13 protein-coding genes are annotated in these 12,647 nt (G+C 65.8%); 9 read left to right on the top strand and 4 right to left on the bottom strand.

Features of this window, described 5'->3' with window-relative positions; translation table 11 throughout:
* Positions 1 to 135 precede the first annotated feature (135 nt).
* The 4 genes from ACOI1H_RS01245 (at position 136) to glmM (ending at position 4,143) form a co-directional block, all read left to right on the top strand.
* On the top strand, positions 136 to 810 hold the full coding sequence (locus tag ACOI1H_RS01245; protein WP_422434899.1) for a cell wall hydrolase: 675 nt from the start codon (positions 136 to 138) through the stop codon (positions 808 to 810).
* 65 nt (positions 811 to 875) lie between these two features.
* Positions 876 to 1,796 (top strand): dihydroneopterin aldolase, encoded by a 921-nt coding sequence (locus ACOI1H_RS01240; protein ID WP_422434898.1) that lies wholly within the window; start codon positions 876 to 878, stop codon positions 1,794 to 1,796.
* On the top strand, positions 1,793 to 2,797 hold the full coding sequence (gene folP / locus ACOI1H_RS01235) for a dihydropteroate synthase (protein ID WP_422434897.1): 1,005 nt from the start codon (positions 1,793 to 1,795) through the stop codon (positions 2,795 to 2,797). Before ACOI1H_RS01240 ends, folP begins: the two co-directional genes overlap by 4 nt.
* A gap of 2 nt (positions 2,798 to 2,799) precedes the next feature.
* Entirely contained in the window at positions 2,800 to 4,143 is a 1,344-nt protein-coding gene (gene glmM / locus ACOI1H_RS01230; RefSeq protein WP_422434896.1) for a phosphoglucosamine mutase, read from the top strand.
* 64 nt (positions 4,144 to 4,207) lie between these two features.
* Here the strand turns inward: glmM and ACOI1H_RS01225 are convergent, their stop codons facing one another.
* Complete coding sequence (locus ACOI1H_RS01225) at positions 4,208 to 5,131, bottom strand: DMT family transporter (protein WP_422434895.1); 924 nt, start codon at positions 5,129 to 5,131, stop codon at positions 4,208 to 4,210.
* Positions 5,132 to 5,179: 48 nt separating this feature from the next.
* Here ACOI1H_RS01225 and ACOI1H_RS01220 point away from each other — a divergent pair, with 48 nt between their 5' ends.
* The gene (locus ACOI1H_RS01220; protein WP_422434894.1) at positions 5,180 to 5,344 is read left to right on the top strand and encodes a hypothetical protein; all 165 of its coding nucleotides are present in this window, start codon (positions 5,180 to 5,182) and stop codon (positions 5,342 to 5,344) included.
* A 64-nt stretch (positions 5,345 to 5,408) separates the two neighbouring features.
* Here the strand turns inward: ACOI1H_RS01220 and ilvC are convergent, their stop codons facing one another.
* The gene (gene ilvC, locus ACOI1H_RS01215; protein WP_422434893.1) at positions 5,409 to 6,431 is read right to left on the bottom strand and encodes a ketol-acid reductoisomerase; all 1,023 of its coding nucleotides are present in this window, start codon (positions 6,429 to 6,431) and stop codon (positions 5,409 to 5,411) included.
* Between the two features lie 132 nt (positions 6,432 to 6,563).
* Between ilvC and ACOI1H_RS01210 the strand changes: the two genes are divergently transcribed.
* From ACOI1H_RS01210 to ACOI1H_RS01200, 3 genes are all read left to right on the top strand, one after another.
* Positions 6,564 to 7,019, top strand: a complete 456-nt coding sequence (locus ACOI1H_RS01210; protein ID WP_422434892.1) for an Lrp/AsnC family transcriptional regulator — start codon at positions 6,564 to 6,566, stop codon at positions 7,017 to 7,019.
* Positions 7,016 to 7,468: an Lrp/AsnC family transcriptional regulator gene (locus tag ACOI1H_RS01205; protein ID WP_422434891.1), complete on the top strand. Its 453-nt coding sequence runs from the start codon at positions 7,016 to 7,018 to the stop codon at positions 7,466 to 7,468. Before ACOI1H_RS01210 ends, ACOI1H_RS01205 begins: the two co-directional genes overlap by 4 nt.
* 101 nt (positions 7,469 to 7,569) lie before the next feature.
* Entirely contained in the window at positions 7,570 to 8,691 is a 1,122-nt protein-coding gene (locus ACOI1H_RS01200) for an aminotransferase class V-fold PLP-dependent enzyme (RefSeq protein WP_422434890.1), read from the top strand.
* Here the strand turns inward: ACOI1H_RS01200 and ACOI1H_RS01195 are convergent.
* Positions 8,688 to 9,878, bottom strand: coding sequence for an FAD-dependent monooxygenase (locus ACOI1H_RS01195; protein WP_422434989.1), 1,191 nt, complete (start codon positions 9,876 to 9,878; stop codon positions 8,688 to 8,690). The two genes, ACOI1H_RS01200 and ACOI1H_RS01195, sit on opposite strands and share 4 nt — an antisense overlap.
* A 109-nt stretch (positions 9,879 to 9,987) precedes the next feature.
* Here ACOI1H_RS01195 and ACOI1H_RS01190 point away from each other — a divergent pair, with 109 nt between their 5' ends.
* Positions 9,988 to 10,641 (top strand): GntR family transcriptional regulator, encoded by a 654-nt coding sequence (locus tag ACOI1H_RS01190; protein WP_422434889.1) that lies wholly within the window; start codon positions 9,988 to 9,990, stop codon positions 10,639 to 10,641.
* A gap of 100 nt (positions 10,642 to 10,741) precedes the next feature.
* On the opposite strand, the gene ACOI1H_RS01185 is transcribed toward ACOI1H_RS01190, so the two are convergent.
* Positions 10,742 to 12,607: a glycosyltransferase family 2 protein gene (locus ACOI1H_RS01185; RefSeq protein WP_422434888.1), complete on the bottom strand. Its 1,866-nt coding sequence runs from the start codon at positions 12,605 to 12,607 to the stop codon at positions 10,742 to 10,744.
* Between the last annotated feature and the right edge of the window lie 40 nt (positions 12,608 to 12,647).

Here is a 12,647-nt window from a genome sequence, read left to right as displayed (position 1 = left end):
ACACGCGACTGCTTTTGACAGGTCCCGAAATGGGCGGCGAGAATCTGCCGGGCGGTCAGGTGGACCATTACGTCATTTTTCATTATGAGAGCGCTGCCTGTACGGGGCTGACCGTGCGGAACGAAAGCCTGACCGATGACGCCGAACCTGCGCCGCCTGTTGTCCACTGCCTTTGCACTTGCCAGTCTGACCGCCGCCACTGCGGCCATGGCCGACGAAGTTCTCTCGGCGCGGTTGGGTGCGGTGCTGGGGCAGGAACGTCAGGCTTTGGAAATCGTGCCGGACACCCGTCTTTCGACATTGACCGCCGTGCCCGAAAGTGCGCGGCGCAATACCATGCCCGCCGACGGCGCGGCCGTGATGACCGAGGGATTCCTGTCCTCGATGACGTCCCCGAGAGGGAACGCGGAATGGGAATGTCTGGCCGACGCCCTGTATTTCGAGGCGCGAGGCGAATCGCTGCAGGGAATTTTTGCGGTGGGTGAGGTCATCATGAACCGCGTGGACAGCGCCGAATATCCGGGCACCATCTGCGGCGTCGTGCATCAGGGCACGGGCAGGAAGTTCGCTTGCCAGTTCACCTGGACCTGCGACAACAACTCCGATTCCATCGGTAACCGGGCGGCGTTTTCCCGCGTCGGCAAGGTCGCGAAGCTGCTGATCGACGGCCTGCCGCGCGGTCTGACGGCAGGTGCCACGCATTACCACACGAAGGCGGTGCATCCGTCATGGGCGAATCGGTTCCCGAGGACGGCCAGCATCGGGGCGCATTATTTCTACAAGCAGCCGACCCGCAGCGCGTCGAACTGACGCCACCGCTTGCGACCCGCGGGTCCGGTCGTTATGCCACGGATGGCAAACGGGCAGGGCAGCGCATGACCGACGACATCAGACTGGCCTTCGCCCATCCGTCCGAACGTGCGGCGGCCAGCAGCAATATTCCCTATGACCGCATCTCGTTGCGCGACTACGTGGTCGAGGTGGAAATCGGTGCCTTTCAGCAGGAACGCGGCCACCTGCAGCGGGTCCGCTTCAACGTCGTGGTCGAGGTGCTGCCGCTGTCCGGCCCCATCGACGACGACGTCGACCGCATCCTGTCCTACGACCGGGTGGCCGAGGCGATCGGTGCGGAACTGCGTGCGGAGCGGATCAACCTTCTCGAAACCCTCGCCGCGCGGGTGGCCGAGCGTATCCTGAGAGAGCCGCAGGCCGAACGCGTCTTCGTGCGGATCGAAAAGCTGGATCGCGGCCTGTTTTCTCTGGGGGTCGAGATCGTGCGCGCCCGCGGCGGCGAACGCTCCGCCGTGCAGGTGCATGAGGCGGCGCCACACCCGCGCGTGCTGTTCCTGTCGCCGGAGGCTGTGGAATCGCCGCAACTGAAAGGCTGGCTCGATCAGGCCATCGCGCTGGATGCGCCCTTGATCGTCTGCGTCGGTGCCGCAGGCGTCGCCGCCCCGCAGGCGACCCATGCGCTGGCGCAACGCCGTATCGACCTGCTGGCGATCGAGCAGAACGCCTGGGTGCTGGCCGCGCGCGATCCACGCCTGATCGTCGTGGGCAGCCGGACAGAGCTCGACTGGGCCATGAAGAACGGCCAGACCTGCATCTGGGCCCCGTCCAAGATCGTCCTGGATGCGGTCGACGGTCCCTCGGCCGGCCGGCAGGATGCGGTGGCCCTTGCGGTCTGGTTCGCGGACCAGATGGATGCGGCGGAATTGCTTTTGATCGGGGCCGATGCACCGAATGCCGCGTTTCCGGTGCGCGCCCTATCCGCCACGGCCGACCGCCTGACATGACGCTGTATTACCGGCCCGTGCCGCAGACCGATCCCGCGCGCCCGGAAGGTGCGCAGACGCTGGCGGGTGGCTGGTGCTGGTTCGACCGGGTGGAGGTGCTGTCGCGCGACGCGGCCCCCCGCATCATCGCCGCAGCCGATTTGCCGGACGACGTGCGCGACCGGCTGACCGCACCGCGCACGGCTGTCGCAGGGCTGGACATGGGTCGGCCCCGGATCATGGGTATCCTCAACGTGACGCCTGACAGCTTTTCGGACGGCGGTGCCTTCGTGGCGCGCGACACCGCCCTGGCCCACGCGCTCGAGATGCAGGCCGAAGGCGCGGACATCATCGACATCGGCGGAGAAAGCACGCGGCCCGGCGCAACCCTTGTTTCCGATGCGGAAGAGGCCGCCCGCACCGTCCCCGTCATCGCGATGCTGCGCGCGCAAAGCGACGTCGCCATCTCGATCGATACGCGCAAGGCGGCGGTAGCGAAGGCGGCTATTGCGGCGGGGGCGGGGCTGGTCAACGACGTTTCGGCGATGACCTGGGATGCCCGCATGGGGCAGGTCGTGGCCGACAGTGGCCGCCCCGTCTGCCTGATGCATGCGCAGGGCAATCCCGCCACGATGCAAGCCAGCCCGCATTATGCCGACGTGCTGCTGGACGTTTACGATCACCTTGACGCGCGGGTGACGGCGGCGGTCGCGGCTGGGATTTCGCGGGACCGCATCGTCATCGATCCCGGCATCGGCTTTGGCAAGACCCAAGCGCACAACCTTGCGCTGTTGCGGCGTCTGTCGCTGTTTCACGCGTTGGGGTGTCCGGTTCTGCTGGGAGCGTCGCGCAAGCGGTTCATCGGCACGATCACCGGGCGGGACCTGGCGCGGGACCGGGCGGCGGGTTCCCTCTCGGTCACGCTGGGGGGCATCGCGCAGGGGGTGCAAATCCACCGGGTCCACGATACCAAGGATACCAAGGCAGCCTGCGACATGATGCAGGCCGTGACAGAGGTTTAGACATGGTTGAGAAGATTTTCGGTACCGACGGCATTCGCGGCACGGCGAATACCTGGCCGATGACCGCCGACATGGCGCTGCGCATCGGGGCTGCGGCCGGGCGCTATTTCCGCAACGACGGATCGAACGGCCACCGGGTCGTCATCGGCAAGGACACGCGGCTGTCCGGCTACATGTTCGAGAACGCCCTGACGGCGGGCCTGACCAGCACGGGCATGAATGTCCTGCTGCTGGGGCCTGTGCCGACGCCGGCGGTGGGGATGCTGACCAGTTCCATGCGTGCCGACCTTGGCATCATGATCTCGGCCAGTCACAATCCGCATCATGATAACGGCATCAAGTTCTTCGGGCCCGACGGGTTCAAGCTGTCGGACGCAGCGGAGGAGGAGATTTCCCGCCTGATCTTCGACGGGGTGGAGCCTGCGCAGTCGAATAACATCGGTCGGGCCAAGCGGATCGACGATGGGCGGTTCCGGTATGCGGAACGTCTGAAATCGACCTTTCCGCACGGTATGCGGCTGGATGGCCTGAAGGTCGTCATCGACTGCGCCCACGGTGCCGCATACAAGGTGGCACCCGAGGTGCTGTGGGAACTGGGGGCCACGGTGATCGAGGTCGGCACCGCGCCGAATGGGTTCAACATCAACGATGCCTGCGGATCGACCCACACCCGCAAGGCGTCGGAGACGATCGTCAGCCACGGGGCTGATGTCGGCATCTGCCTTGACGGCGACGCGGACCGCGTGATGATCCTGGACGAAACCGGGCGCGTGGCGGACGGCGATCAGTTGATGGCGCTGATGGCGCATCGGTGGGCGCAGTCGGATCGACTGGCGAACGGTACGCTGGTCGCGACCGTGATGTCGAACCTCGGGCTGGAACGGTTCCTCGACGGTCACGGGCTGCGACTGGAACGCACCAGCGTCGGCGACCGCTACGTGGTCGAGGCGATGCGCCGTGGCGGTCATAATCTGGGCGGCGAACAGTCCGGCCACATCGTGATGACCGATTATGCCACGACCGGCGACGGCCTGTTGGCAGGGCTGCAGTTCCTGGCCGCGATGATCGAGACCGGGCAGCCGGCCTCGGCCCTGACCCGGCAGTTTCAGACCGTGCCGCAGATGCTGAAGAATGTCCGCTTTGCCGCGGGGTCGAACCCGTTGGCGGACGCAAGCGTGCAGGCCTGCATTGCCGATGCGGAACTGCGTCTGACGGGCAAGGGCCGGTTGCTGATCCGCAAGTCCGGCACGGAGCCGCTGATCCGGGTCATGGCCGAATGCGAGGACCCGGACCTGCTGCTGATGGTGGTGGACGGCATCGTGGACGAGGTCGCGCGGGTCGCCTGATCCCCTCGGGGCGCTGCCCCGAACCCCGGGATATTTTTGACCAGAAGAATGCGGGGCGTCGGCGTCAGGCCTGGCGGGTCGCGAGCCGTTTCAGGCTGGCCCACTGGCTGATGGCAAGGCCGCAGAGGATCAGGGCGAGGGCCGCAAAGAACCGCAGCGGCAGGCTCTCCGACAGGATGAGGGCACCGCACAGGACCGACCAGAGCGGCACCTGATAATTCACCAGCGTCATGAATACGGAGCCAGCCGAGCGGATCACCGTCACCCGCAGCAGGGCGGCCAGCGCCGTGGGAAACAGGCCGAGAAAGACGATGGCCGCCATGTGCAGCGGCGCGGCGCGACCGGGCACGCCCTCGACCAGCAGCATGGCGGGGATCAGCGCCACCGATCCCACGACCAACGTAAGCGATGCGAGGGCGATGGGATCGATCGGTGGGCAGCGCCGGGTCATGATGCTTGCGATCGCGTAGGAGATTGCGGCGGCAACACAGGCAAGCTGGCCCAGCGGTTCCCACCCCGTTCCGATCCGCAGCACGCCGGGGCCGATCAGCACCAAAGCGCCGATGAAACCGACGATGACGCCGATCAGGCGGCGGGTGGACAGCGCCTCGTCGCTGAAGACATGGGCAAGCGGCAGCACGAACAGCGGCAGCGCCGCCATCGAGATGCCGGCAAAGGCCGACGGCACGTATTGCTGGCCCCAGGACAGCAGGACGAAGGGCAAGGCGGTGTTCAGGATGCCGATGAAACACAGGTACTTCACAAGGCGCGGGGACACGTCCGGCCAGGGCCGGCGCAGCGCCGCCCGCAGGCCCAGCAGCGCCAGCGCCCCCAGCGTCGTGCGGGCGCAGGCGACGGTCAGCGGGCCGTAGCCGCGCAGGGCGACCGCCACGACCATGAAGGTGCCGCCCCAGATCAGACCCAGCACGAAGATCGAGGCCCAGTTGCCGCGCGTCGGTGCCGGGGAACCTGTGGTTGAGTTCTGCATTAGGTCCTGACGTTCTGCCACACCAATCCCACATACCGGAGACCCGTCATGGACTGGAATTTTCTGCTGCCGCTGCTGGCGATGTTCACATTGCTCGCGGCCATCGTCTTCTCCCTCTATAGCAAGGCGCAGACCGAGAAAAAGATGAAAGACCCCAATGCGCCCAAATCGTCGCTGGCCAAGGATGGACCGGGGCCGCAGCCCTTTCGCTGAAAAGGAATCGATATGAGAAAGGCCCGCCACCGAGGCGGGCCTTTCGCTGCACTGGCGGCAGGGATCAGTTCTTGGCCTTGTCCACCATGCGGCCCGCGGAAATCCACGGCATCATCGCGCGCAGCTTTTCGCCAACCTTCTCGATCTGGTGTTCGTCGTTGATGCGACGGGTGGCCTTGAACGACGGTTGACCAACGGCGTTTTCCTGCATGAAATCACGCACGAACTTGCCGGTCTGGATGTCGGTCAGCACGTCCTTCATGCGCTTCTTGGTTTCGTCGTAAGGCAGGATGCGCGGGCCAGAGACGTATTCGCCGTATTCGGCCGTATTCGAGATCGAATAATTCATGTTCGCGATGCCGCCCTCATAGATCAGGTCGACGATCAGCTTCACCTCGTGCAGACACTCGAAATAGGCCATCTCGGGCTCGTAACCGGCCTCGACTAGCGTCTCGAAGCCCATGCGGATCAACTCGACCAGACCGCCACAGAGCACCGCCTGTTCGCCGAACAGGTCGGTCTCGCATTCCTGGCGGAAGTTGGTTTCGATGATGCCGGACCGGCCACCGCCGATGGCAGAGCAATAGGACAGGCCGATTTCCATCGCGCGGCCCGTCGCGTCCTGATGAACGGCGACAAGGCAGGGCACGCCGCCGCCCTTGGTGTATTCGCCGCGCACCGTGTGGCCGGGGCCTTTGGGTGCCATCATGATGATGTCGACGCCGGGTTTCGGTTCGATCAGGCCGAAGTGGATGTTCAGACCGTGGGCAAAGGCCATGGCGGCCCCGTCACGCAGGTTGTCGTGGACGTATTTGCGGTAGGTTTCCGCCTGCAGTTCGTCGGGCATCGTGAACATGATCAGGTCGCACCAAGCGGCGGCTTCCGCGATGCCCATCACCTTGAGGCCTTCGGCTTCGGCCTTTTTGGCGCTGGGTGAGCCTTCGCGCAGGGCGACGACGAGGTTCTTGGCGCCCGAATCGCGCAGGTTCAGCGCATGGGCGTGGCCCTGAGAGCCATAGCCGAGGATCGCGACCTTCTTGTCCTTGATCAGGTTCACGTCGCAATCGCGGTCATAATAAACGCGCATGGGGTTCATCCTTGGTTTGTTGCATTGTGGCGCACCATATTGATTTCAGCCGCACTTGCGAGAGCAGAATTTTGAGTTTATCTGGCCAGATGAATGGGATCATGCGCCATTTCGCCAGTTTTCGAGAGTTTCATGCAGGATGACAAGGACAGGGCGCTGTTGCGCCGGATGCAGGCGGACCCCAGCCTGACCGTGCCGGAGCTGGCAGTCCTGGCCGGCCTGACGGCGGGGCAGGCGACCCGGCGGCTGGACCGGTTGACGGCGGACGGCATCATCCGGGGCCAGACCGCGGTTATCGACTGGGCGGCGCTGGGATATCCGCTGCAGGTCAGCCTGCGCATCACGCTGGACAAGACGGTGCCAGGCGCGTTCGACGCTTTTCTGACCGATGCGCGCGATGTGGCGGAGGTGCTGGAAATCCAGACCTTTCTGGGCCGCGTCGATGTGCGGCTGGCGCTGGTGGCGCGCGATCTGGGTCATTACCAGCACCTTTACCGCACCCGCATCCTGTCGCTGCCGCACATCGCGGATATCGAGGCGCTGATGGACGTCGCCGCCGTGAAGTCCGAGATGGGGTTGCCCCTGTGACGCTGGACGATCTGGACCGCGCGCTGCTGCGTCTGCTGGTGGCGGATGCAGGGCAGTCGGCCTCGGCCTTGGGGCGGCAACTGGGGCTGAGCCAGCCCGCGGCCTGGCGGCGGATCAGGCGTTTGCAGGACGCGGGGATTCTGACCGGGCGCCGTCTGCTGCTGGATGCCGAACGGCTGGGGTTCGGGGTCACCGTGTTTCTGGGCATCAAGCTGGCGACGAAAGGCCGCGTCAGTCTCGAGGACTTTGAACGCGCGGTGGGCGCGATCCCCGAAGTGCAGGTCGTGACCCATGTGCTGGGGCTTTACGATTATCGCCTGCGCGTCGTCGCCCGCGATCTGGCGGATTTCGAACGGGTCCTGCGGCGGCGGATCATGACCCTGCCCGGGGTCGGTCAGGTCGAGGCGAACGTGATGCTGAGCGAGGAGCGCAGACCCGGCCCTTTGTAAGGGGGCCACTGTTATACGGTATGCCAAGATAGGCTTTGCCAGCTTGCGCGTTTCGGCCTACCTCGGATGGCAAAGCGATGGAGGACGCGATGGACGGACAGATGACGCACACCCCGGTCGACCCGGACGGGCTGATGGAATTTTCGGTGGTCTTCACGGATCGGTCGTTAAATTCCATGTCGAAGGTGTTCCAGCAGGTGATGCGCGATTGTTCCGCCATGCTGAAGGAGGTCTACGGTGCGGATGCGGTCGCCATCGTCCCCGGCGGCGGCACCTTCGGGATGGAGGCGGTGGCGCGGCAGTTCGGCACGAACGCGCACTGCCTGATCCTGCGCAACGGCTGGTTTTCCTACCGCTGGTCCCAGATCTTCGACGCCGGCGGCTTTGCCGCGCAGACGACGGTGAAAATGGCGCATCAGACCGGCAACGACAGTCGCGCGCCCTTTGCACCGGCACCGATCGAGGATGTCGTGCAGGCGATCCATGACGCGAAGCCCGATGTCGTCTTTGCCCCGCATGTGGAAACCAGCGCGGGCATGATCCTGCCGGACGATTATCTAAAAGCGATGGCTGATGCGGCGCATGCGGTCGGCGCGATCATGGTGCTGGACTGCATCGCGTCGGGCTGCATCTGGGTCGACATGAAGGCCACGGGGGTGGATGTGCTGATCTCTGCCCCGCAAAAGGGGTGGTCATCGACGCCCTGCGCGGGCCTTGTCATGTTGTCCGACCGCGCCGCGCAGCGGCTGGAGGCCACGACCTCGAACAGTTTCGCAGGCGACCTGAAGAAGTGGCGCGCGATCATGAAAGCCTACGAGGACGGTGGCCATGCCTATCACGCCACCATGCCGACGGACGGCCTGCGCGCCTTTCGCGACACGATGGAAGAAACGCGGGACTACGGCTTTGACAGGCTGAAGCCAGCCCAGTGGGAACTGGGCAATGCCGTGCGCGCGCATCTGACGGGACTGGGCGTGCGGTCCGTCGCGGCGGATGGCTTTCAGGCCCCCGGCGTCGTCGTCAGCTATACCGACGATCCAGAGGTGAAGTCCGGTGCCGCCTTCGTGCGCGAAGGCATGCAGATTGCCGCCGGGGTGCCGTTGCAGGTCGGCGAGCCCGCGGGTTTCATGACCTTCCGGCTTGGGCTGTTCGGGCTCGACAAGCTGTACGACGTGCAGGGCACGCTGGACCGCCTGCTGCCGGTGCTGACCCGCGTCCTTTAGGACGCACCAAGGCCGAGTTTCATCAGCCGCTGACGGACGGGGGCTGCATCGTGCAGCGCCCGCACGCCGAGGGCACGCAGGTCGTGGACCAGCGGGCTTGCGGCCATCGAGGTGCGGTTCAGCACGTCGATGCCCGTGACGCGCAGGCGCATGTCGCCGTGCCGCGCCTTGGCGTAGGCAGACAGCATCGCTGGTTCGCCCAAGGTCTGCGGCGACGCCACCGCAAGGTCCAGCAAGCACGCCATGTCGGCCAGCGACATGTTCAGGCCCTGTGCGCCGATGGGTGGCACCACATGCGCGGCCTCTGCCACCAGGGCGGTGCGCGGGGCGGTGATGCGGTCGGCGATCTGGCTGACGATGGGCCAGACCGACCGCTTGCCCACCAGCGTCAGTTGGCCGTTCACACCGGCGCTGCGGGCGTTCGCGGCGGCGGCAAAGTCGGCGTCCGACAGTGCTGCCAGCGTCGCGATGTGCGGGCCGGTGTCCATCCAGACGACCGACGAGCAGGGCAGCCCCTCGTGGTCGGGCAGGGGGACGAGGGTAAAGGGGCCGCCGGCACGGTGCACCTCGGTCGAGATGCCGTCGTGCGGAGCGGGATGGGTGACGGCAAAGGTGATCGCCTTTTGCCCGTAGCGCTTGACGGTAACCTCGATGCCGTTGGCCTGCCGCACGGCCGAATTGCGACCATCCGCACCGATCACGAGCTTTGCCGCGATCTGGCCACCGTCGGTCAGACGCACAAGGGCACAGTCGAGCCGCGCGACCATGCCGGCAAAGCCGGTGCCGGTGCGCAGGGTCACGTTCGCCATGTCCGCTATGCGGTCCACCATCACGCGCCGCAGCAGCCAGTTCGGCAGGTTCCACCCAAAGGGCGCGTCAGAGATGTCGCTGGCCACGAAATCGCGGGTCACGGCGGGGTCCCGGGCCGCGTCCACGATCCGCATGACGGCAAGCGGCGTGTCGTCGGGGGACAATGCGTCCCAAAGACCCGCACGCGCCAGAAAGGCCTGCGCCGGTTGCAGGAATGCCGTGGTGCGCAGATCGGCTCCGTCCTGTGTCGCATCCGTGACGGGTGCTGCAGGGTCCACGACGATCACGTCGAATCCGGCCGCGCCAAAGGCGATCGCCGTCGCAAGGCCCGCCACGCCGCCGCCGCTGATGAGGATGTCTGTCGCGTCTCTGTCCATGCCTTGCATATAGGGTGAAGCGGCGTAGCCGGAAAGGTCGGAGGCATGCGACATCCTTGCCCGCAGTCCCCAAGCGCGACTAAGGTGTGCGCCAGAGGAGGAGACCGCCATGCAGGACCGTGCCACGCCGCAGAAAGACGCCTATACGCTGATCCTCGAAGCCATCGACAGCCACATCTACAAGCCCGGCGACCGGCTGGTGGAAAGCGAGCTGGCCGACCGGCTTGGCGTCAGCCGCACGCCGGTGCGCGAGGCGCTGCAACGGCTTGAAACGCAAAGCCTGCTGACCCGCGACGGGCGGTCGCTGATCGTGGCTTCGCTGGATCACACACAGATGGCGGAACTTTATGTCGTGCGCGGGACGCTGGAAGGGCTGGCGGCGCGCCTTGCCGCCCGCCACGCGACCCCCGAAGAAGTCGCCGTGCTGCGCGACATGCTGGCCGCCGATCAGGCCCTGCGCAACGATCCGGCAGGACTGTCGCGGGCGAACCGGCGGTTCCACAAACAGATCCACCTTGCATCGCACAACCGATTTCTGGTGCAGCAACTCGACCTTGTGCATCGGTCGATGGCGTTGCTGGCGACGACCTCGATCTCGGCCGAAGGCCGTGGGGCCGACACGTTGGAGGAACACGGGCGCATCGTTGAGGCGATTGCCGCCGGTGACGGTGACGCCGCCGACGCGGCCCTGCGGGACCACATATCTCAGGCGTTCGTCACGCGCCTGCGCCTTGATGCGGCCAAGGTCGAAGCGGCAGAGTGACGGACCGAACCCCGCCGATGTCAGGTCAGGGGGTGCCCTGACCGCGTGACCGTTTGGGCAGAAGAATGCCGTGTGCCGTCTTGTCCCAGTAGAACGGCTTTCAGGTCAGTTCCAGCAGACCCTTGTAGACTGCGATGGAGCCCAGCGGAAAGTAGAGTTGCAGTGACAGCGCCCAGGGCAGCAGCCACCGCTTGTTCGCGCGCCGCAGGGCCAGCGCCGCGACCCCGAGGTTCGTGACCTCGGCCAGAACGAACAGGCCGACCATCGTCCAGAAGACCGGCACGGGCAGCAGGGCCGCTGCCGGGTGATTCAGTCCCAGCGGGATAAGCCAGAACGACCAGATCAACGGTGCGAGAAGGAACTGGGACAGGGTGCCCGCGAACAGCACCTGCACGCCAAAGAACCGCCATGCCCCCAGGTCGCGCCACAATCGGGCCGGATTGCGCATGTGGACGCAGTAGGTGATGGCATAGCCTTTCAGCCAGCGTGACCGTTGCTTGACCCAGGGCCAGAAGCGGCCGTTCGCTTCCTCGAAGGTGACGGAGGGGATGAAGACCGTCTGAAACCCGGCGCGGGCCAATCGCAGCCCCAGATCGGCGTCTTCGGTGACGTTGTGCGCGTCCCAGCCGCCCAGCCCTTCCAGAATTTCGCGCCGAAAGAACAATGCCGTGCCGCCCAGCGGCACCACGAGGCCCATGCGCGCATAGCCCGGCAGCACAACGCGAAACCAGCTGGCGTATTCGATGGTGAAACAGCGGGTCAGCCAATTGGCAGAGCTGTTGTAGTAGTCCAGCACCCCTTGCAGGCAGGCGACCTGCGGCGGTGCTGTGGCGAATGTGGCGGCGACGATGCGCAATTGATTGGGGTCGGGCGCATCCTCTGCGTCGTAGATGCCGACGATGCTGCCGCGCGCGAAATCCAGCGCATAGTTCAGTGCGCGCGGCTTCGTGCGCAACGTCCCCTGTGGCACGACGATCGGGCGCATCCACGTCAGCAGATGCGTGCGGTTCAGCGCGGTGCGGGTCGTGGTGTCGTCGTCTTCCAGCACGAGGCAGACGTCGAGCCGTTCACGCGGATAGTCCAGCGCCTCGAGCCGGGTCAGCAGGTGATCGGCGATTGCGCCTTCGCGGTAAAGCGGGATCAGCAGGGTGATGACCGGCAGCATGTCGGCTTCGGCCGTGACCGGCACCGGATCGGGTCCGCTGCCGATCAGCGCCGCAGCGGCCTTGATGGTGCCGGTCAGGACAAGCAGGGCGACTGCGATGATGGACAGCACCGACAAAAGGGTGACGGGGGCCGTCACAGCGGTGATGGCGAGCGCACTGACGAGAAGCATCGACAGGACCATCGCTGGCCCGGTGCGCCAGCCGCGACTGCTTTGACTGGCGGGCAGGCGTGTCTCGGCCCGCTGCACAAGGTCCGCGCCGAAGGCGCGCGCCAGAACCGACGTGATCTGGTCGGTCGTGCAAAGGGCCATCCGCACCGGACCCAAGGCGTCTTCCAACCCGGTGCGGTGGCGCAGGAATGTGTCGTAGCAAGGGGCCAGAACCAGTGTGCAGTTACCGACCTGCCGCCATGGCAGGACAGTGTGCGTCATGGCGCGCGCGACACCGTAGCGGCCGACCAGCGCACGGTCCGGGGGCTGCACGGCGGGGTCGACCAGCGGGCACGACAGGTCGGCACCTTCGGCCAGCACCAGCACCCTGGGGGACACGCTGAACCTTGTGCGCAGGACGTCCGCGATGGGCAGCCGTTCACGATCGGCGATCAGGCGGGCCTGTCGGGCGATCCTGGCCGAGATCTGATCCGTCGCCAGTAGGCGTCGGATCAGGGGATCATCTTCGGCGGCCACGCGTGTCGCAATCCGGACCTGATCGACAAGCCCGGGGCCGGTCGCGGACTCAAGGTCCGCACCGGTATCATGCAGCGCGCCTGTTTCGTCGAAGTCGGTCGCAAAAAGGCTCATGATCCTGCTTTCGGTGCAGGATCATCTGGCCAGAATGAAG

The organism is Loktanella sp. DJP18, from assembly GCF_049310965.1.
Classification (GTDB): Bacteria; Pseudomonadota; Alphaproteobacteria; order Rhodobacterales; family Rhodobacteraceae; genus Loktanella.
Note: the sequence above shows the minus strand (reverse complement) of the source record. Positions and strands in the feature narration are given on the sequence as shown.